The organism is Candidatus Zixiibacteriota bacterium (assembly GCA_035574315.1).
Lineage (GTDB): Bacteria > Desulfobacterota > Binatia > UBA9968 > UBA9968 > DATLYW01.
Map to the genome: position 1 here is coordinate 86,200 of DATLYW010000037.1, position 19,468 is coordinate 105,667.

Consider the following 19,468-nt stretch of genomic DNA (forward strand, 5'->3'; position numbering starts at 1 on the left):
TCCGGACGCGGGGCGGAAGGGATTTTCACGACTGGGCGAACAGATCCATGACGCGTTGTGTCTGATGCGCCGCGGCCGGCCGCAGCAGCGGGAGCTTGACGCCGGCGTCGCGATACTCCTGAACCCGCTTCTTGACCTCGTCGGGCGTTCCGCTCGCGGTCATCCCTTCCACGTAGGAATCGGGAACCGCCTTGATCAGGGCCTCCATGCCGCCCGCGGCGTAGGCCTTTTCGAAGAGCGGAATGTCCTCCTTGCGGATGTAAGGCTCGCCCACGCGCATCTTCGGGCCGGCGATGAACTTGATCTGGACGGGGTCGAGCTTGGTCGCCACTTCCCACCGCACAGCGTCGAGCGCCTTCTTGTGGTCGTCCTCGACCGAGCAGTTGATGATCTGCGCCACCTCGAAACGCGAGAAGTCGCGTCCGGCCCGCTCGGCGGCCTCGCGGACGATCTTCAGCGCGTTGACGGTGTACTCCGGCGAGCAGACGGCGTTGAGCACCACGCCGTCGCCGATCTCTCCCGCCAGCCGCAACCCCACGGCGGCGGTCGCCGGAACGTACAGCGGGATGCTCGCCCGGACCGGCTTCCAGCCGAGACCGACGTTGTCGAACCTCACGTACTTGCCGTGGTAGGAGACCTTTTCCCCGGTCAGCAGGAGCCGGATCGACTCGATGTACTCCCGGAGCACCTCGGGCGGCGTGGCGCCGACGTCCGTCGGCAACGCGTGCACCAGGGCGTGGCTCCGCGTGCAGGCGCCGGGCGCGAGCGTCATCCGCCCGCCGGTCAGCTCGTCGAGCGTCGCCAGGGACTGCGCCATGACGACCGGCCCGCGCAGCCGGACGATTTGCGTGGAGCCGAGCTTGAGCCTGCGCGTGGCCAGGCCGATCGCCGCCAGCGACGTCACCGAGTCCCGCATGAGCTCGATGGTCTCCGAGAAGAAGGCCATCTCGAAGCCGCGCTCTTCCGCCTGCCGCATGACGTCGGCCATTTCCCGCACGTCGGTGAACTTTCCGTAACCCAGCGCGTATCCGACTCTGGCCATTCGCTTCTCCTTCTCGACGGACGATAGCTCGAAGCTTAGCCGAGCGACCGGGCAGCGTCAAACCGCGGCGGGCGGCCGGGCCGGCGGACGGAGCGGCTCATCGGTAAAGCTGCTTGTAGAAGCCCGAAGCCTCCAGCTCCTTGACGAACCGGTCGTCGTAGAAGCTCTCCGGCTTCGCGCTCTTCGCCCTCGGGTTGCGCGGCGCGATCTGATTCAGCACCTCCTGCACGCCTTCGCGGGTGTTGTAGGGGATGCGCTCGACGTAATCCAGCGCATACTGATAGACCGCGTCGACCACCTTCGGATCGGTGGCGCGGGCGAAACGGCGGATCGCCCTCCGGCTCAGCTCGGGATCGGAGAACAGCCGCGCCACTCCTTCCGAGTAGGCTTTCATGAAACGGCGGATCAGGTCCTCGTTGGCCTGGATGAAGGAGCGGCGCGCCATCCAGGCGTCGTGCGGGAAGTAGATGCCGGCCTTGCCCATGTTCAGCAGCACGCGCGCGCCCGCCTCCTGTGCCCGCAGATTCGCCGGACTGGAGAAAGGCGCCGCGACGATCGCCCGCGTCTTCAGAGCCGCGGCGGCCGCGAAGAGGTCTCCCATCTGGATCAGCGTCACGTCCCGGTTCGGATCGAGGCCGTGCCGGTGCAGCACGTAGCGGATCGTGAAGTCGGTCGACGAGCCGAAGCGGGTCACCCCGACCGCCTTGCCGCGCAGGTCCTCGATGCTCTTGATCTCCGGCAGCGCCATGATGTAGAAAGCCGGCACCTTCGCCAGCGCTCCGATCATCACCACGTCCGCTCCCGCCAGCGCGGCGTCGACCGCCGCGTTGCCCGCCGCCGCGGCGAGCGGGAGATCGCCCCCGAGCATCGCCTGAACCATCTTCGATCCGGAAGTGATCAGGATCAGCCGCGGATCGATCCCGTGCTTGGCGAGAATGCCGCCTTCTTCAGCGACCCACAACCCGGCCTTGATGCCGGTGATCGCCGTGTAGCCGATCGCCAACGTCTCCGCCGCCGGCCTTCCCGGTACCGAGAGCATAGCTACGAGGAGCAGGAGCGTGCACGCTCTTTTCGCCATACGCCGGAGCCTCCTTGACAGTTTTCTGGTTCCCGGTTCCGGGCTTCCTCTCGTCCCGGTCTTCGGTCGCCCGTCCGTTTTTCCGTAAAGGAGTACTACACACCCGCCCGCGCACGGTGTCAAACGGTCGGTTGTGCCGCCCTCAGCCCGCCCGTCGGGCGGCGCGGGCGCGATACGCCGCGGCGAGGGCGTCGAGATGGCGCTCGAGCTGCTCGTAGCCCGCGTCGCGCGGCAGCTCTTTCAAGCCTGCGATCAGCTCTTTCAAGCTCTCCGTTTCGCGGTACAGCCCGGCGATGCGGTCGTAGTAAAGATAGTACGCGAGGTCGTGGCTGAGCTTCGCCTCGACGGCGGTTTCGGCGTGCTGGTCCCGCAGCTCGCGCCAGAAGCGTACCCGGTAGACCGGAAGCGCCTCGACCAGTCCGAGCAGCCGCGTCTTGACCCGCTCCGGGTCGTCCTCCTGCACCCCGCGCACGACCTCAGCCGCGAGCAGGTTCAGCTCCCGCGACAGCCGCCTGTCTTCCTCCACCGCCGCCACCGCCCGCCGGGCGTTTACTTCGTCTCCGAGGCTGCGGAAGAACTCCACCGCTGCAAGCGCCGCCAGTGGCGTAACGACCGCCTCCTCGATCTCCCACGGGAGGTCGAAGTTGGCGTCACCGTGAAGGTCCTCGTGCAACACGACCACCACGCGCCGGAGCAGGCCCTCGCGCGCGAAGGCCGACGTCGCGCGCGAGCGGGCGTCGGCGAACTCGTTCCCCTGCCGGTAGTAGACGCTGTAACGGTCAACGCGGTAGACCTGCTCGAGCCGGCGAGCCTGCGGCGGCCCGGAAAGCGCGATCGCCAGGCGAACGTCGACCGGCCGCCGGACCGCGATCGTTCCGGCGCGCTGCAGCCAGAACCAGACGATCGAAGGCGCGTCGGCGTCGTCGGCGGCGCGGCGCAGCGCATCCGTCGGCACGATGCCGATACTCCGCGCGAAAGTTTTGACCTCCTCCGCCATGCGCACCGTCCCGCGCAGGCCGGCGTATCGTTCAGGGGAAAGATCCAGGGCTGCGCACGACGCAAGCCACAGAGCGGCCCCCAGGCAGCCGAGTCCTCGCCCGGCGGCCTTCGAGCGGAAAGACGACCCGAAAAGGCGGCTCACGCGGCCCCCCTAGGCGGCGAAGAGCGAGGCGATCGGCACGCTCCGCGGGATGGCGCCGGTTGCGACGAGCATCTCCATCTCCGCCTGGAAGATCTGTTGCTCCTCGTCGGTCCAGGTGAACTCGATCCGGGGGTAGCGCGCCGAGGCGAGCAGGGCGTCCCGGTCGCCGCCGTAGCGGCGCACGAAGGCTTCCCCGATCTCCTCGAGATGGCGCTCGCTGTAGGCGAACGAGTCGCGAAACGCCCGAAGCACCGATTCCTTCGATTCCGGATGGCGGGCGAGCCACTCTTCGCGCACGGCCACCATATGCTTGATCATCTGTTCGAAGCCGGTCAGGCGCATCCACGCCTCGCCGTCCGTGTAGAGGCAGCGGACGTCCGGCGCCGATTCGCCGCGAAAGAAAAATTGATCCAGGAGCACCACCGCGTCGACACGCCCGCTCCGCAGCGCCTCGAGCAGCTCTTCCTGGGGCCGGGCTTCCCAGCGCAGGGTCGCGTCGTCGACGCCCCACGCGCGCCGCAGCAGATAACGATGGATCGCATGCGGGCCCTGGTGCGTCGCGATGAGGGCGCCCGCGAGGTCCTGCGGCTTGCGGATCGGACCGTCGCGGCGCACGAAAACGCCGTTGCCCTTGAGCGTCGATTTCCACTCGGTCGCAAGCCCGACGATCGGGGCGCCTTCGAGCTTTCGCCGGAGAAAATTGGCGACGTAGAGATTGGCGACATGGACGTCGCCCCGAATCAACGCTTCCTCGAGGGCGCGGCTCGGAGGATCCGGTACTTCGACCACCTCGATGCGCAGCCCCGGCGGGCGGACTTTCCCGGCCGCCAGCGCGTAGTAGGTCCTGAACATGCAGAAACGGTTGCGGTAATGCGCGACCGTCAGCTCCATATCTTTCTCCGGGCCGGGACGACCGCCGCGCGAGGTTTGGTGCAGATATCCAGCGCCGCCAGCGCGTACACCTTCGTGCAGTTTACCATGTTCTCGATGCCCACGCCGCGGCGCAGGCCGCTCGGGGTGTCCCACTCCGCCGGCGCCTTGGTTTCCGTCGGATCGACCAGGTGCGTGCCGAAGCCCGGGCCGTAGGTGATGCTCGGAACCCCGTACGCGGCGATGCGCGAGCCGTCGCTCGTGATACCGTAGCGGACCGGCTTCGAATAGGGAACCGGCGTTCCGAAGACTCTCTTGTGCGCCCGCTCCATCGCCTTGACGACGTATTCGCTCTTCGGAATCTCGTAACCGTCGGTCGAAAGATAGAGATCGACCCGGACGTCGAGAATGTCGCCGTCGCGCCTGCGCACTTTTTCACACACCTGCTCGAGCTCCCTCCGGATCTCCATCGGCGGGGTTCCCGGCAGGGTCTTGACGATGACGAAGAGATCCGTAGTTGGCCGCGTTCCCGGCTTGAACGGATTGCCCCCCTCGATTGCGCCGATCTGCACGGTGGGCAGCATGAACTTGTGCGTGTACTTGCGCTGGTACTCCTTTTCCCAATCCTGGATCGCCTGCGCCACCCGCGCGGCGGCGAGCACGAACCGGGTGGCCTTGCCGTCGACGCTCACCCGGGCCCACACGAGCCCGGCGTTGCCGATTTGCAGGTGCAGCCCCGTCGGCTCCCCGATGATGCACATATCCGCAGTGACGCCGTGATCCATCATATAACGAGCGCCGATTCCCGCTCCCCGATAGCTCTTTCCCTGGAACCTCCCGATCGGGGCCTTCTCGATCTCGCCGACGACACCGGAAATGATCACGTCGCCCTTAAGCCGAACCCCCGCGCGCTGGATCGCGGCCACCGCCTCGAGATAGCACGGGAAGGCCGCTTTCATGTTGACCAGCCCCCGGCCGTAGACCCGGTCGTCCTCCACCTTGGTCTCCTGCGGGCTGTCGAAGTGATCCAGGTGCGCGCAGAACATCAGCGTGGCGCCGCCGCCGGTGCCCTTGAGCCTGCCGATCACGTTCGGCCGCCCCTCTTCGACCTCCTGATACTCGACCTCCATGCCGAGCTCCGCGAATTCCCGCCCGAGGTATTCGGCGAACTCTTTCTCCTCGCCTGTGAGGCTCACGATGTTGGCGGCGTTGCACGCAAGCTCCACCAGACGCTGCCGGTCGACCTGTTCGAGGACCTGCTCTTCCATTCCCTGCTCCTTCCGTTCGTTGCCGAGATTGCGTTCATGTTCTGTAACACACCCGCCGATGGCTGCCAACGAGCGGAGTTGACGCGCGACGATCTTTCGCTTAGTAAAATGGCTTGCGGTTTTGGGTTCCTGGCCTTCGGGTCGAACTTTTTGAACCCTGACCGGCCGCAAAGCGGCCCCGTCGGACGCCGCGCAGCGGTCGGATCGGTACTTCCGTGCGGATCGCGCTCGACATCGACGGCGTGCTCGCCGATTTCCTTTCCCCTTTTCTGCGGCTGCCGGCTTGTCGCGCCGGCGCGGCCGGGCTCTGAGGAGGGTTCCTGCCATGTACGGATGGCGCGCAAAGATCGGTCACGTCGCCCCGTCGCGCGGCGACACGCTGGTCTACGAGTTCTACCGGATGCTGCCGGAGGGCTTCATGCTGCTCAACAGCACGGGGACGATCCGGCAGCTGGTCGATGCCGACTTCGACCGCCAGCTCGAGCGCATCGAGGAGGCGACGGCGGACCTCGTCGAGAACAGGTGCGACGCGATCATCATCGGCGGATCGCCGCTCTTTACCAGGCTCGGCTACGGCAGCGACACCGCGATGGGCCAGAAGCTCACCGCGAAATTCGGCGTGCCCGTATCGCCCGGGATCACCGGCGAGGTGGAGGCCCTGCGCACCCTCGGGATCCGCAAAGTCGTGGTCGCCACGCCGCACGAGGAGACGCTCAACCTGAGAATGAAGGCGTTTCTCGAGGCTTCCGGCTTCGAGGTGCTCAAGATCGAAGGCTACGGCGTGCGCAAGAACGCCGACCTGACCGACATGCCGGTCCATGCCGCCTACCGGATCGCCAAGCGCCTCTACGAGCAGGCGCCGGCGGCCGACGGCGTTTTCGTGCCGTGCCCTCGCTGGCCCACGATCGCGGACGTCGATCTCCTGGAGCGGGAGATCGGAAAGCCCGTGGTGACGAGCTGCCAGGCCTACATCTGGCACGCGCTGCGGCTCGCGCGCGTGAAGGAAAGGATCGCCGGCTTCGGCCGGCTGATGGCGACGCTGGCCGGTTGACGGCCGCTCGCCGGCTAGCAGTTTCTGCTTGCTAGCTCCCGCTTCCCTGTCTCGAAGCGCGAGGGCTGAAGTGTCCGCTATTTTCGTCCGCCGAACACTTCCTTAAGAAGCCCGGTGACCCGCGCTGCCGGATCGGTGCGGATTTTCCTCTCCTCCTGCGCCACGACGTAAAACAGCCCGTCAATCGTCTTTTCAGTGACATAGCGGTTGATGTCGAAACTGATGCTTTCGGTGAACGGGATCTCTCTGTAGCGTGCGAGCAGATCCTCGTACCGGCGAACGACGTTCGTCTCCTTCATCGCCCGCTCGACGGTGGGACGAAACGCGGCGTAGAGCTTTTTGGAGGTCTTTGCCCTGAAGTAGTCGGTGGCGGCGGTGTCGGAACCCTGCAGGATCGAGCGGGCGTCCTCGAAGGTCATCTCGCCGATCGCCTCCCAGAAAATCTCCTTGGCGAACGGCACCGCCTTCTCTGCGGCCCGGTTCATGCTCAAAACGAATTCGTCGAGCTGCGGTCCATAGCCCACGAATCGCAGCGGCGTTTCGATCGCGCGGAGCTGAGCGGGGAGGAGGATCTTGATCGCTTGGTTGGCGAAGAAACCGTCGGTCCGGCCCGTCTGCAGCACCGCGTTTTCGGTGCCGATTTTGAGCGCCTCGCGCAGCCCCGCGCCGATTCTCGCTTCCCCGCGAGCCGTCGGCGGAGCGTCGAGACCCTTGAAGATTTCTCCCAGCTGCGCGGCCGTGTTCCCCGAAGGCGCGAGCAGCGCCGCAACGAGCGCAAGGCCCGCCGCCAGCGTACTTGGCGGCCGGAAGCCCGCGGGATCGCAGCTCAAGGAGACCTCGGTCGTTCCGGAGCGAGGCCGTCAACGGCGGCGGCGAACAACACGTCGGTCAGGAGATTGAAAACCTCCTGCTTCGCCTCCCCGGGCGCAAGCTGGTAGGCCGTTCGCAGCGGATGAAGCGCTTCCCGCCACTGACGCAGGCTCAGGTGCGACCGCCCGAGGTACAGATAGGCCTGGGCGAAGTTGGGATCGTCATGAATGGCTTGCTCGAAATAAGGGATGGCTTCGCGGAACTGCCCCCGGTTGAACAGAGCCACTCCCTGCTGGAAGCTCGCTTGCGCGGGGTGGAAAAGGTCGATCGCGGCACAGCCTGCGAGCCACAGGAGGAGAAACCCGGGCGCCAGAACGGCGGGCTTGGCGCGCATTTCTTCGTTTCCCCCGGGAGGTCGTCCGGGCGACGGGCCGACGCGGCTATTCGCCCTTTGCGAACGCCGCCTTCAGCATCGATTCCAGCTCGCCTCGCTCGTGCAGCTCGTGCAGGATGTCGCAGCCGCCGATGAACTTCCCGTCGATGAAAACCTGCGGGATCGTCGGCCAGTTGGAGTAGCGCTTGATTCCCTCGCGAATCCGCGGGTCGGCCAGCACGTCCTCGGTGGCGAAGGGATAGCCGTACGATCGAAGGATCTCGACCGTGTGGGCGGAGAAGCCGCACTGAGGGAAATCGGGCGATCCCTTCATGTAAAGCATCACCTTGTTTTTCTTTACCTTCTCGTCGATCTGGTTGAGGATGTCATCCGCCATCATTTCCTCCCGACGCCGCCTCAGCGGCCGAGCTTCTCCCACTGGGACGGCGTAAAAAGTTTGAGCGTCAGCGCGTGGATACGCTGATCTTGCATCGGGTCGCGGAGCGCCTCGTTGACCATCCGGTGCTGCTCGAGCAATCCCTTGCCCTCGAACGCCGGGGACACGATCAGGAGCTGCCAGTGGTCGCCCCCTCCGGTGAGATCCTGCAGCTCGATGGTCGACACCGGAAAGGCTTTTTCCAGCGTATTCTTGATCTCTTCGGCGGTGATCACGCCCGAATTGTACCGGGTCGCGACCGCCCTTTCAAGCGAGCGGCGCTCTCAGGACGAGCCGGGCTGAGGATCGAAGTCGCTGCGGACCTTTTTCATCATTTCTCTCAGGTCGATTCGCAGCTCGTCGAGCGTCGGCCGGCCCACGTACCAGTAGCCGCAGTACAGGTTGTGGATCGTGAGATCCGGCAGCAGCGAAAAGGTATAGGGGATCGCCGTTACCCCGCGGCTCCTGGACGTCTCGGTCATGTCGAGCGACCGAACGATCTTACGGTCGTGGTCGCTCAGAAACGGAAACTCGGCTCCCAGCCCGGCCCGGAATGCCGCGCTGACCTCGGGCGGGTCCACGCTGGCGACGGCGAGCCTGCAGTAGCTGACCGCCAGCTCCCTCTGGAACTCCACTAAACGGCGCAACTGCACCTGGCACTTCGGTCACCAGTAGCCGCGGTAGAAGCAGAGAATCAGGGGGAAATTGCCGGCCAGCTCCGACAGCCGGACGGACCGGCCGTCGTGGTCGACGAATTCCAGATCGGGAAGCTGCCCGCCGATCGAGTACTTCATGGGAACCTCCGCGCTTCTTTTCGCTGCGCTGCTTTTACCGCGGGCGACTCCGGGCCGTCAAATCCCCGTTTTCCGCCAATCGCGCGCTTCGAGCGCCTGCCCGGTCACAGCGGCAGAGGCGTCCGAGGCAAGATAGACGAAGACCCCGGCGATCTCCTCCGGCGCCGGGAGCGACAACGGATCCTCCTCGGGATAGGCCGCGGCGCGCATCGCGGTTCGTGTCGGGCCCGGATTGACCGAGTTCACACGAACGCCGTATTCGCGAACCTCCTCGGCGACCATCTGCGTCAACCCTTCCAGCGCGAACTTCGAGGCGCAGTAAGCGCCCCAGCGGGGCTTGCCGACGCGTCCGACGCCGGAGGACACGTTGATGATCGAACCGCTGCGGCGCGGAATCATGATCCTGAGGGCCTCCTGAATCAGCAGAAACGGCCCCGTAAGATTCACCCGGAGCACCTCTTCCCACGCCGCCCGCGGGTACTCCACGATCGCGACGCGCGGTCCGAGCAGGCTCGCGTTGTTGACCAGGATGTCGAGCCCGCCGAAACGCTCGCGCGCTGCGCGCATCAGCTCGTCGACGTCCTCCGCCCGGCCGACGTCGGCGCCGACGGCGATCACCGTCGCGCCTGCGCCGCGAAGCTCCGCTTCCGCCGCCCGCAGCGCCTCCACGCCCCGCGCACAGATCAGGACCGCGGCTCCGGCGCGGGCGAAGGCAAGCGCCACCGCCTTGCCGATGCCCCGGCTGGCGCCGGTGACCAGGGCCGTTTTGCCGGCGAGCGGTTTTTCGATCTCGCTTCCCATGCGAGGCATGCTATACCATAATCGCGGAGCACTCGGAATGAACGCGCATCACCGGCTGGTCCTCTACATGCTCCTCGCGCTGCTGCTCACCTGCGCCGTCAGCCCGTGGATGGCGGCGGGAGCCGACTGGTTTCTTCGCGATTCGGCCGACCGCTATCCCTTCTCGCGCATCTTCAACCGCACCTTCATGGTCTCCGGTTTCGTCCTGTTCGTCGCCGGGCGGAAATTTCTCCGCGTCGGCGGCCTCGCGGGGATTGGACTGGAACGCCGGCCCGGGGCCGCGGCCGAGATCGCGACCGGCTGGTCGCTCGCCACCGGCTCCGTGGCGGTGCTGGTTGCGGGGCTCGTTGCCTTCGGTATCTTCACCCCTTTCTTCCGCCTGGCGCCCGGCGAGTCCGTTCGCCGCGTCGCCGACGCGCTTGCCTCGGGTTTCTTCGCAGGGTCGCTCGAGGAGGTCTTCTTTCGCGGCATCCTGTTCAAGGGGCTTCTGGCGTCCGGAAAAACCGCGCGCGCCTTCGTGCTGGCCAATCTTTTCTACGCCCTGATTCATTTCGTGAAGCCCGGCGAGCGCTATTTTCTCGATCGTCCCGACCCGTGGGCGGGCTTCCGGCACCTGGCCTACACTTTTTCCCCGTTTCTCGATCCCGCGGAGCTGTTGCCGGGAGCCGTCGGGCTGTTCCTGATCGGCCTGGTCCTGAGCTACGCCTTTCTGCGGAGCGGCGCGCTCTACCTGTCGATCGGCCTCCACGCCGGGTGGGTCTTCGGTCTCAAGATCATCCGTGTCTTCGGCGACTACCGCCGTGACGATCTCGGGTGGCTCTTCGGCGAGACCGATCCCAAGCTCGTCAGCGGCGTCGCCGCCTGGATCGGCATCGCCCTCGTCGGCGCCGCGGTCCACTACCTCACCCGCCCCGGCGCAATCGATCGGCACGCTCGAGGAGGGGCTTGAGCTTTTCCGCGATCCGTCCGGCGATGAGGCGGTAGCCCTCCGCGTTCGGATGAATGCGGTCGGAGCGGAGCGCGGGATCGGAAAGGATGCCGCTCATGACGTCGGGCACATAGAGCGCCCCGAGCTTTTCCGCCACCTCTTCGAAGAGATCCGCGTACTCGTCCGCGAACAGGCCGAGGCGGATGCCCGCGACAACCACCATCGCGCCCCGCTCCTGGACCCGGGCGACGATTGCGGCGAGATTTTTCTTCGTTTCCGCGAGCGGCACCTTTCGCAGGAAATCGTTTCCCCCGAGGAGCACTACGACCACCCGCGGGTCATGCTCGAAAACGTCCTGCTCCACGCGCGCCAGGGCTTCTCCCGAGGTGTCCCCGCGCCGGCCGGTGTTCACCACCGCCATGCCCAGCAGGCGCCCCAGCTCCGACGGATAGTCCCGGCCCGCTTCGGCGCCGACGCCTTCGGTCAGGCTGTCGCCGAAGCAGACTACCGTCCGTCCCGCCGAGCGGAGGTTGCGGATCGAGCCGTACGGATCGCCGCCGCACCCGAGCAGCGCGCATGCCAGCAGCAGCGCCGCGGCCGCTATCCTACCGTTCCTTGAGGACGACGCAGTGCTCCGGGCGGGCGGCCGCATAGATCGGTTGATTCAGGGCGTAGCGCTGGGACGGCGGCGCGAGCACCCGCAACGCCACCGGGGAAGAGGGCAGCTCGATCGTGTAGTCGATGGCATCGCCGAAGTAGATCGACCGCCGGATCACCCCGGAAAAGACGTTATAGCCGCGGTCCTCCAGCTGCCGGGCTTCCGATTCCCCGGCTGCCAGCACGATGTTGTGGGGGCGCAGGCAGACGATGCCCTCGCCGCCGCTCGGCCCGCCGTTTCCCGCGACGCGGACGCGCCCGCCGTTGCCGAGAAGGAGCGTGTCGGCTCCCTCGAAGCGCCCGCTCAGGATGTTGGTCTTGCCCACGAACTCGGCAACGAAACGCGTCTTCGGCCGGTCGAAGATCTCGGTCGGGGCCCCTACCTGGATGATCCTGCCGGCGTTCAGCACGGCGATGCGGTCCGAGGTCGCCATCGCCTCGGCCTGGTCGTGGGTGACGTACACGGTCGTGATGCGCACCTCCTCGTGCAGCCGGCGGATCTCGAAGCGCATCTCCTCGCGCAGGTTCGCGTCGAGGTTGCTGAGCGGCTCGTCCATCAGCAGGATCTGCGGCTCGACGACCAGGGCTCGGGCGAGCGCCACACGCTGCTGCTGGCCGCCCGAGAGCTCCGCCGGGTAGCGGTCCTTCAAGCTCTCGAGCCGCACCAGCTTCAGGAAACGTTCCACCCTGCGGTCCATCTCCCGGCGCGAGAGCTTCTTGAACTTCAGCCCGTAAGCGACGTTCTGCGCGACGGTCATGTGCGGCCAGACCGCGTAGCTCTGGAAGATCATCGACATCGACCGGCGCTCGGGAGGCACCAGGACCGAAGGCGAAGAGACCAGCCCGCCGCCGACGCGGATCTCGCCGGCGTCCGGCTGGAGAAAGCCGGCGATCAGGCGCAGCGTCGTCGATTTGCCGCAGCCCGACGGGCCGAGCAACGACACGAACTCGCCGTCGGCGATCTCGAGGTGCAGATCCTCGACCGCGGCGGTTTCCGCGAACCTCTTCGTCAGTCCGGTCAGCGTTACAGTCGCCACGGCGTCACTCGCGGCCGCCCGCCAGATCGCGGCCCGCCGCCCAATGCACCGCCAGGATGACGGCGAAGGAGACCAGCAGGAGAAAAATACCGAGGACCGAGATCGCGCCCACGAGCCCCTCTTCCTTGAGGTCGAAGATCACCACCGACACGACCTTGGACGCCGGCGAGAACAGGAGGATCGACGCGCTGAGCTCGCGGATCACGCCGATGAAAATGAAGCACCAGGCGGCGATCAGGCCCGAGCGCGCCAGCGGCGCGGTCACGTCCTTGAGCGACGTCAGCCGGTTCGCGCCGATGATGCGGCTGGCGTCCTCGAGCTCCGGGTGGATGCTCTTGAAGGTCGACTCCGCCTGGGAAAAGCCGATCGGCATCTCCTTGGTGAGATAGGCGACGAAGAGGATCCACACCGTGCCGTAGAGGACGATCGGCGGCCGCGTGTAGACGATGAACAGCGCGACGGCGAGCACGATCCCGGGGATGACCAGCGGCGCCAGAGCGAAGAACGACAGGAAGCGGGCGCCCCGCAGGATGTTGCGGTTGGTGATGTAGGCGACCAGCGTCGCCAGCAGCGTTCCCGCCGTGGCGGTGAGGACGCCGAGCTTGAAGGTGTTGAAGATCGCCCGCTGCGTGTCGGTGTACTGGAAAAGGACGAACTTGAAGTTGTTCAGCGTGAAGTTGTCCCAGTCGAGCGGCACCGCCCAGGCTTTCGAGAACGCCGCCTTGAGCAGGATCCAGTAGGGCAGGAAAATCGACAACGAGAGGACGCCCCCAACCAGCAAAAAGGCCGGGACGCGCGCCCATCCCAGCCGCACCAGCCGCCGCTGCCCACCCTTGCCGCCCACTGTGCTGAAGCCGCGCCGCCCGAGGATCTTCTTCTGCAGCGCGATCAGAGCCATCGTGGCCAGCAGGAGCGGCACCGAAAAGGCCGCCGCCAGGTCGAGCCGCGGCGGATACTGGAAGAACGTCCAGATCTGGGTGGTGATCGTGTGAATGCCGGCGGGCAGCCCGAGGATCGCCGGCGCGCCGAACAGCGACAGGGAGTGGAGAAAGGCGACGATGAAGCCGCCGAGCAGCGCCGGCAGCGCCAGCGGCAGAGTGATCGTGCACGCCGTCCGCACCTTGCTCGCGCCCAGGATCACCGCCGCGTCCTCGAGGTCCGAGGAGATCAGCTCGCAGACGTTGGCGATCATGGAAAAAACGTAAGGGAAGCTGTAAAGGGCCATCACGAAGATGAGCCCTTCGAGGGTGAAGATATTGAAGAGAAAGCCGTCGCTTCCCGTGAGTGCACGGTAGAGCTTGTTGAGCGCTCCCGCGTTCGGCCCGGCCAGCAGCGTCCACGCGAACGCGCCCAGGAACGGCGGCGTAACGAACGACGCCATGACCAGGGCGCGCACGCACCGCTTCAGCGGAAGGTCGGTGCGCGTCACCAGCCACGCCATCGACCCGCCGGCGGCCACCGCGATGATCCCGACCCAGAACGAGACGACGATCGTGTTCCAGATCGCCTTGAGGAACGCGGCGTTGGTAAAGACCTCGACGTACTTGCGGAGCGTGATCCCGGTCTCGTCCACCAGGCTCGTGCTCACCAGCGAAGCGAGCGGGAGCACCATGAGAAAGACGAGCAGCAACGCGACGCCGGCCCACACGGGCAGCGTCGCGTCGCGCGTCGCGAGCCCGAGCCGCACGGCGGCCCGTGCCCGGCCGATCGTTTCCGTACCGGCGATCGACATCGGTCAGCCTCTTACGCGCCGAAAAACTGCGTGAACCGCTTCTTGATCTCGGCGTTTCTCTTCTCGAGCTCGTCGGGATCCGCGTTCAGGAGCTTGAGGTCCTTCAGTTTCGGCTTGTCCGGCGGATAGGTGACGGCCGGATGACCGGTGTACAGCCCCTCACGATCGGCGAGCAGCTGTTGCGATTCGCGGGCGAAGATGAACTCCATGAAGAGCTTTGCGGCGTTGGGGTGCGGAGCGTCCTTGGCGACGGCCACCGGGGAGACCACGAGCGGGACTCCCTCCGCCGGGTAGACGATCTTGATCGGATTTCCCTGCTTGAGCGTCTTGTAATAGAAGTACTCCGCCCCGTTCACGCCGATCGGGCGCTCCCCCGACGCCACCACGCCGGCGGGATCGTTGGCCGACTGCACCAGGTGCAGGCTGTTTTTCGCCAGATCGCGAAAGTAGTCCCAGCCGTAGAGGTTCACCAGAGCGAGCACGTGCGTCATGATGATCCCGCTGTACCCGGGATGGGCGCTCACCATCCTGCCCTTCCATTTCGAGTTGAGCAGGTCTTTCCAGGTCTTCGGCGCGTCTTTTTCGGGCACGACCTTCGGGTTGTGCGCGATCACCGAGAGCGTCGCCCTCATTCCGAAGTAATAGCCGTCCTTGTCCTTGAATCCGGAGGGAAAAGGCTCTACCCCGCGCGGCGTGTACTTGAGCAGCATTCCCTTTTCCTTGAGCAGCACGAAATGGCCGGCGTCGGACGTATGGATGATGTCGGCGTTCTTGATGCCCGCTCCGGCCTCCTGCATCACCCTCTGCAGCACGCGCTGCGACCCCGTGCGATGGACCTCGACGTCGACGCCCGGGTATTTCGTGCGGAACGCGTGCGCGATCGCGGTCGAGGAAGGGATCGCCAGAGAGGTGTACCAGACGACCTTGCCCTCTTTTTTCGCGGCCTGGACGAGCGCGGCATCCTGGGCGAAAGCGACCGACACGCCGCCGAGACACCAAACGGCCGCCAGCGCGGCAACGAGCCTCATCATGGATTCTTACCTCCTTCCTGTGAGCATGGATCCCCTGAGCCCAATCCTCCATAGCCGACAGGCTTCGATGACGCAAGCGCCCCGCCCGCCCCGTCTCACCCCGCCCGCAGCAGCTCCGTCAGCTCCCGGATCGACGAAAGCTCCTCCAGCGAAGAGACGGCGGCGATGATTCGTTCCGCCCTCGATTCCGGCAGGGCGAGGCGAGCGTTCGCGCGGAACTTCTCCTGCAGCTCTTCCGGCGGCAGCGGCCACTCGGGTCCGCCCCGCGGGTGCGGCTGGTTTTCCTCGAGGACCGTCCCGTCGTCGAGCACGACCCGCACGTGGCCCGAGAAGTGGCGGGGGTAGTCGATCGACGGGTCCAGCTCGTAGCGGACCTTTGCCGCGAGCGCGAGAATTTGCGGATCGCGGATCGCCGCTTCGGAGAATTCTTCCAGGCCGGCTCTTCCACGCACCAGGATCGCGGCGATGCTGTACGGCAGACTGAACTTGGCGCCGTAGGAGGTCGCCGGCCGCCGCTTGCTTTCCAGCGGTTCCCAGAGCCGGTGCACCGGCCCTTCGGCCGTCCGGCAGACGATCTCCGCGATGCGTGCCGGGACGAGACCGTGCTTCTGCCGGAGCCTCAGAGCGCAATCCATGTAGGGATGGGATATCGAGCCGCAGGGATACGACTTGAACGTCAGCCGCGGGGTTTCCCAGGCCCGGCCGAGCTCCGCCAGCCCTCGAAAATCATAGTCGTCCGGACCCCCGAAGCAGCGATAGAAGCCGTGGCGGCCCTCGAAGACCGTCGCCGGTCCGCGAAAACCCTGAGCCGCGAGCCAGGTCGCGATCACGCCCGCGTGGGCCGACCAGCCCGGGTGGAGGCGCTTGGTCCAGGTCCCGTCGGCGAGATACTCGATGATGCCCGAGCTCTGGCTCCCGCACAGCCCGAGGGCATCGACCCATTGCGGCTCCGAGAGGCGGTAGAGCTTCCCCGCCGCAGCGGCCGCGCCGAAGGTGGAACAGACCGCCGTCGGATGAAAGCCGCGCGCATGGAACCTCCCCGGCGCTACCAGACCGACCTTGCAGAGCACCTCCGTCGCGGCGATCGCCGCTTCCAGCACGGCGGCACCGCTGGCGTCCACTTCCTCGCCCACCGCCAGAGCCGTCGTCACCGCGCAGCATCCCGTGTGGACGATCGCTTCCTCCAGCGTGTCGTCGTAGTCCAGCCCATGGGCGAGAGTCCCGTTTGCCAGCACGGCGTTGGGCGCCGCCGCCCGGATCCGCGACCCGATCACGGTACTGTGCGGCGCCCCGCCCAATCGCTCGGCGACCCCGCAGACCATTCTCCCGAAGTCCATCGTCGACGAGGCCAGTGCAACGCCGAGCGTGTCGAGGAAAACGAGCTTCGCCTTGGCCGTAACCTCAGGCGGAACCGCGCCCAGCTCGAGCGAGGAGACGAAACGGGCTATCTGCTGCGAACAGGTCTCCATGCCTGAGCTCTCCTCTGCGCCGGCCGTGCTCTGGGCCGCTCGCGCCCTCCGGCGACGGCGCGCAGGAGCGGATCGATCGGGCCCCCGGACTTCAGCCGCGTGACCGCGTCGATCGCCTCATCGATGCGAGGCTTCGGCAGCACCAGGCGCGCGCAGTCGCGGAACTTCTCGCACAACTCCTCCCATGTCATCGGTTTTTCGGGATGTCCGCGGGCGACATCGTATCGGCCCTCGATGACGGTGCCGTCCTTCAGATGAACCCGCACCCGCGAGCGAACCTGATCGTAGCCGAGCGCTTCCAGCTCCTCGTCGACATAGAGTTTCACCCGCCGCATGAGATCGACGACTTTCGGGTTCCGGACCTTGGCGTCCCTGAACTGCGCGATTCCGGCCTTGCGCTCCAGCACCCCGATCGCCATGCAAAACGGGATGCTGAACTTCCCCTCGAGCGCGGTCTTCGGCATCGGGTAAATGAGCGCGTTCGGAACGTTCGAGTTGGTTCCCACCTCGATCGAAGCGATATCCTCGGGACGAAGGTCGTGCTTCTTGACGAGATCGAGGATCAGATCCTGGGCCGGGTGCGAGAGCGAGCCCGACGGATAGGGCTTGATCGAGATCCCCGGCTCGACCAGGAAGTAGGGACGACCGAGCCTTCCCGAGATCTTGGCGGCGTCGTAGCCGCCCGCCATGGCATTGTAGAATCCCCTGGGAGCCTCGAGGATGTTCGGCGCCGCGGTGTGGCCGGCGCGTGCCAGCAGCGCCGCCATGGCGCCGTTTTCGGCCGCGCGTCCGGCATGGAGCGGCTTGGTCATCGTGCCGAAATTTTCCCGCAACCCCCCGGCCATGCTCGCCGCGATTCCCAGAGTCCGGGCGAGCGCCTCCGGTCCCAAGCCGAGGATCCTGGCGCACGCCGCCGCGGCCCCGAGGCCCCCGATGGTCGCCGTCGAGTGAAACCCCGACTGATAGTGGCGCGGGTTGATCGCGTCGGCGATCCGGCACTCGACCTCGACTCCCAGAACGTATGCCAGCAGGAGGTCCCGCCCTCCCGCCTTTTCCCGCTCGGCCAGCGCAAGGGCCGCCGCCAGAACGGGCGTCGTCGGGTGGGTGAGCAGGCCGTAAACCGCTTCTCTGGACGTCGAGAGCTGGGTGTCGTCGTAATCCATCGCATGGCCCGCCACACCGTTTACCAGCGCGGCCATCGGGGCCGGAGCTTTCCAGCCGTGCCCCAGGATGCTCGCCTCCTCTCTTCCGCCCATCTCGCGGACGTACGCCTGGATGATGCGCGCCCCCTTTTCCGTGGAACCCGCCAGCGCCACACCCAGACCGTCCAGGATGAAGCCTTCCGCCAGTCGGATGACCTCCGCAGGGAGATCGCGGTACCTGGTCCTGGCGACGAAATCGGCTATCTCCTGCGTGATCCCCATCGTTCTCCTCCGGGTCTGCTCGGCCCAGGTCTGCCGCCACGCGGCGCTTCGCCAACAATCAAAAACCGGATACTCTTTATTAGTGGAAGCCTGGTTGCCGCTGGCTTCCCTTTAAATATTAAAACCGGGTGAAAAACAAGAGATTTTCGCCGTTCCGCCATGATGCCTCGGCCGTGCGGCTGTTGACACGGCGAGGGCCCTGGGCTAGCTTACCCGATTGTCTGGGCACCTTATCCAGAGTGGTGGAGGGATCGGCCCTTCGAAGCCACAGCAACCGGTTCCTGAAGAGGGAACGCTGGTGCTAATTCCCGCTCCCGGCAACGGGAGAAAGATAAGGTGAGGGTCGACCTCTTCTTATCTTTGCGATGGAAGAGGTTTTTTTTTGGTACGAGACGGCGATGAGCCTGACCGCCGAGCAGATCGAACGCTACAGCCGCCAGATCATGATTCCGGATCTCGGGGGCGCGGCGCAAATCCGCCTGCGCCGAGCCCGCGTGCTCGTGGTCGGCGCAGGGGGCCTCGGCTCCCCGGCCGCGCTCTACCTCGCCGCAGCCGGCATCGGAGGGCTCGGGCTGGTCGACAGCGACCGCGTCGAGCTGTCGAACCTCCAGCGGCAGATTCTCCACTCGACGGCGGACATCGGCCGGCCCAAGGTCGAGTCCGCACGGGAGCGCCTCCGGCAGCTCAATCCAGAAGTCGCGGTGGAGACTTATCCCCTGCGTCTCGAGGCCGACAATGCCGCGGAGATCTTCGCCGGCTACGACTTCATCGTCGACGGAAGCGACAACTTCGCCACCAAGTTCCTGGTCAACGATCAGGCGGTTGCCCTGGGAAAACCGTTCTCGCACGCGGGAATCGTGCGGCTCCAGGGCCAGACCATGACGGTCATTCCGGGAAAGAGCGCCTGCTACCGCTGTGTCTTCCGGGAGCCTCCTCCGCCGGCCGAGATTCCGGGGTGTCAGCAGGCCGGAATCCTGGGGGCGGTGGCCGGAACCATCGGCTCGATCCAGGCAGCCGAAGCCATCAAGGTGCTCGCCGGGATCGAGGAGGGCCTGCTCACCGACCGCTTGCTCACCTTCGACGCCAGGGCGATGAAGTTCCACGCCGTGGAGGTTCGGAGGGACCAGAGCTGCAGCGCCTGCGGAGGGCTGCGCCCGCAACTGTAAGGCGGGGCTCGAGGCGCCGGTCGGTGGAAGTGAAAGATGTTCTGATTTAAACTGGTCAAGGAGGTTTGATTTTATGGCAGTTAGAGTCCGCGTGCCCACGCCGCTTCGCAAATTCACGCACGGCGCGGACGAGGTCGATGCTCAGGGGAGCACGGTCAAGGCGATCGTCGAGGACCTGGAAAGGAAGTTTCCGGGAATCAAGGAGCGGATCTGCGACGAGAACGGGAAGATCCGGCGCTTCGTGAACGTCTACGTCAACGGCGACGACATCCGTTTCCTGCAAAACCTCGAGACCTCTCTCAAGGAAGGGGACAGCATCTCCATCGTCCCCGCCATCGCGGGCGGCCGCTGAGCCGGAGC

General features: G+C 66.1%; 22 protein-coding genes and 1 riboswitch. Of the genes, 4 read left to right on the forward strand and 18 right to left on the reverse strand.

Features of this window, described 5'->3' with window-relative positions:
* Positions 1 to 25 precede the first annotated feature (25 nt).
* The 5 genes from VNN77_13090 to VNN77_13110 form a co-directional block, all read right to left on the reverse strand.
* The gene (locus VNN77_13090; GenBank protein HXG52324.1) at positions 26 to 1,042 is read right to left on the reverse strand and encodes an LLM class flavin-dependent oxidoreductase; all 1,017 of its coding nucleotides are present in this window, start codon (positions 1,040 to 1,042) and stop codon (positions 26 to 28) included.
* Positions 1,043 to 1,139: 97 nt separating this feature from the next.
* Positions 1,140 to 2,120, reverse strand: a complete 981-nt coding sequence (locus VNN77_13095) for an ABC transporter substrate-binding protein (GenBank protein ID HXG52325.1) — start codon at positions 2,118 to 2,120, stop codon at positions 1,140 to 1,142.
* Positions 2,121 to 2,262: 142 nt separating this feature from the next.
* Entirely contained in the window at positions 2,263 to 3,261 is a 999-nt protein-coding gene (locus VNN77_13100) for a hypothetical protein (GenBank protein ID HXG52326.1), read from the reverse strand.
* A gap of 9 nt (positions 3,262 to 3,270) precedes the next feature.
* Positions 3,271 to 4,152 (reverse strand): ABC transporter substrate-binding protein, encoded by an 882-nt coding sequence (locus VNN77_13105; protein ID HXG52327.1) that lies wholly within the window; start codon positions 4,150 to 4,152, stop codon positions 3,271 to 3,273.
* Positions 4,143 to 5,399 (reverse strand): M20/M25/M40 family metallo-hydrolase, encoded by a 1,257-nt coding sequence (locus tag VNN77_13110; protein ID HXG52328.1) that lies wholly within the window; start codon positions 5,397 to 5,399, stop codon positions 4,143 to 4,145. Before VNN77_13110 ends, VNN77_13105 begins: the two co-directional genes overlap by 10 nt.
* A gap of 325 nt (positions 5,400 to 5,724) precedes the next feature.
* On the opposite strand from VNN77_13110, the gene VNN77_13115 reads away from it, so the two are divergent.
* Complete coding sequence (locus VNN77_13115; GenBank protein HXG52329.1) at positions 5,725 to 6,450, forward strand: hypothetical protein; 726 nt, start codon at positions 5,725 to 5,727, stop codon at positions 6,448 to 6,450.
* 77 nt (positions 6,451 to 6,527) lie between these two features.
* Here the strand turns inward: VNN77_13115 and VNN77_13120 are convergent, their stop codons facing one another.
* Genes VNN77_13120 through VNN77_13150 form a run of 7 tightly spaced genes read right to left on the reverse strand, consistent with a single transcriptional unit; the run spans position 6,528 to position 9,664 of the window.
* Complete coding sequence (locus VNN77_13120) at positions 6,528 to 7,280, reverse strand: DUF4197 domain-containing protein (GenBank protein ID HXG52330.1); 753 nt, start codon at positions 7,278 to 7,280, stop codon at positions 6,528 to 6,530.
* Entirely contained in the window at positions 7,277 to 7,654 is a 378-nt protein-coding gene (locus VNN77_13125; protein HXG52331.1) for a tetratricopeptide repeat protein, read from the reverse strand. The genes VNN77_13120 and VNN77_13125 overlap by 4 nt, the downstream gene beginning before the upstream one ends.
* Before the next feature lie 46 nt (positions 7,655 to 7,700).
* Positions 7,701 to 8,030: a Grx4 family monothiol glutaredoxin gene (gene grxD, locus VNN77_13130; GenBank protein HXG52332.1), complete on the reverse strand. Its 330-nt coding sequence runs from the start codon at positions 8,028 to 8,030 to the stop codon at positions 7,701 to 7,703.
* Positions 8,031 to 8,050: 20 nt separating this feature from the next.
* Positions 8,051 to 8,305, reverse strand: a complete 255-nt coding sequence (locus tag VNN77_13135) for a BolA family transcriptional regulator (GenBank protein ID HXG52333.1) — start codon at positions 8,303 to 8,305, stop codon at positions 8,051 to 8,053.
* A 48-nt stretch (positions 8,306 to 8,353) separates the two neighbouring features.
* Positions 8,354 to 8,722: a hypothetical protein gene (locus VNN77_13140; GenBank protein HXG52334.1), complete on the reverse strand. Its 369-nt coding sequence runs from the start codon at positions 8,720 to 8,722 to the stop codon at positions 8,354 to 8,356.
* Between the two features lie 12 nt (positions 8,723 to 8,734).
* Entirely contained in the window at positions 8,735 to 8,863 is a 129-nt protein-coding gene (locus VNN77_13145; protein HXG52335.1) for a hypothetical protein, read from the reverse strand.
* 57 nt (positions 8,864 to 8,920) lie between these two features.
* Positions 8,921 to 9,664 (reverse strand): SDR family NAD(P)-dependent oxidoreductase, encoded by a 744-nt coding sequence (locus VNN77_13150; protein HXG52336.1) that lies wholly within the window; start codon positions 9,662 to 9,664, stop codon positions 8,921 to 8,923.
* A gap of 37 nt (positions 9,665 to 9,701) precedes the next feature.
* Between VNN77_13150 and VNN77_13155 the strand changes: the two genes are divergently transcribed.
* Positions 9,702 to 10,613 carry a CPBP family intramembrane glutamic endopeptidase gene (locus tag VNN77_13155; protein ID HXG52337.1) on the forward strand — a complete coding sequence of 304 codons (912 nt, stop codon included), beginning with the start codon at positions 9,702 to 9,704 and terminating at the stop codon, positions 10,611 to 10,613.
* Here VNN77_13155 and VNN77_13160 read toward each other — a convergent pair.
* The 6 genes from VNN77_13160 to VNN77_13185 form a co-directional block, all read right to left on the reverse strand.
* Positions 10,567 to 11,244 (reverse strand): arylesterase, encoded by a 678-nt coding sequence (locus VNN77_13160; protein HXG52338.1) that lies wholly within the window; start codon positions 11,242 to 11,244, stop codon positions 10,567 to 10,569. The genes VNN77_13155 and VNN77_13160 overlap by 47 nt on opposite strands.
* Positions 11,198 to 12,286, reverse strand: a complete 1,089-nt coding sequence (locus tag VNN77_13165) for an ABC transporter ATP-binding protein (protein HXG52339.1) — start codon at positions 12,284 to 12,286, stop codon at positions 11,198 to 11,200. Before VNN77_13165 ends, VNN77_13160 begins: the two co-directional genes overlap by 47 nt.
* 4 nt (positions 12,287 to 12,290) lie before the next feature.
* A complete protein-coding gene (locus VNN77_13170; protein ID HXG52340.1) occupies positions 12,291 to 14,018 on the reverse strand; it encodes an iron ABC transporter permease in 1,728 nt (575 codons plus the stop codon).
* Between the two features lie 11 nt (positions 14,019 to 14,029).
* On the reverse strand, positions 14,030 to 15,049 hold the full coding sequence (locus VNN77_13175) for an extracellular solute-binding protein (protein ID HXG52341.1): 1,020 nt from the start codon (positions 15,047 to 15,049) through the stop codon (positions 14,030 to 14,032).
* 95 nt (positions 15,050 to 15,144) lie between these two features.
* Positions 15,145 to 16,518: an MmgE/PrpD family protein gene (locus VNN77_13180; GenBank protein HXG52342.1), complete on the reverse strand. Its 1,374-nt coding sequence runs from the start codon at positions 16,516 to 16,518 to the stop codon at positions 15,145 to 15,147.
* Entirely contained in the window at positions 16,494 to 17,942 is a 1,449-nt protein-coding gene (locus VNN77_13185; GenBank protein ID HXG52343.1) for an MmgE/PrpD family protein, read from the reverse strand. The genes VNN77_13180 and VNN77_13185 overlap by 25 nt, the downstream gene beginning before the upstream one ends.
* Positions 17,943 to 18,169: 227 nt before the next feature.
* Positions 18,170 to 18,280, forward strand: a riboswitch (SAM riboswitch).
* Between the two features lie 60 nt (positions 18,281 to 18,340).
* Here VNN77_13185 and VNN77_13190 point away from each other — a divergent pair.
* Together VNN77_13190 and VNN77_13195 are read left to right on the forward strand one after the other, a co-directional pair.
* Positions 18,341 to 19,108, forward strand: coding sequence for a HesA/MoeB/ThiF family protein (locus VNN77_13190; protein HXG52344.1), 768 nt, complete (start codon positions 18,341 to 18,343; stop codon positions 19,106 to 19,108).
* Positions 19,109 to 19,181: 73 nt separating this feature from the next.
* Complete coding sequence (locus tag VNN77_13195) at positions 19,182 to 19,460, forward strand: ubiquitin-like small modifier protein 1 (GenBank protein HXG52345.1); 279 nt, start codon at positions 19,182 to 19,184, stop codon at positions 19,458 to 19,460.
* The last annotated feature ends 8 nt before the right edge of the window (positions 19,461 to 19,468 follow it).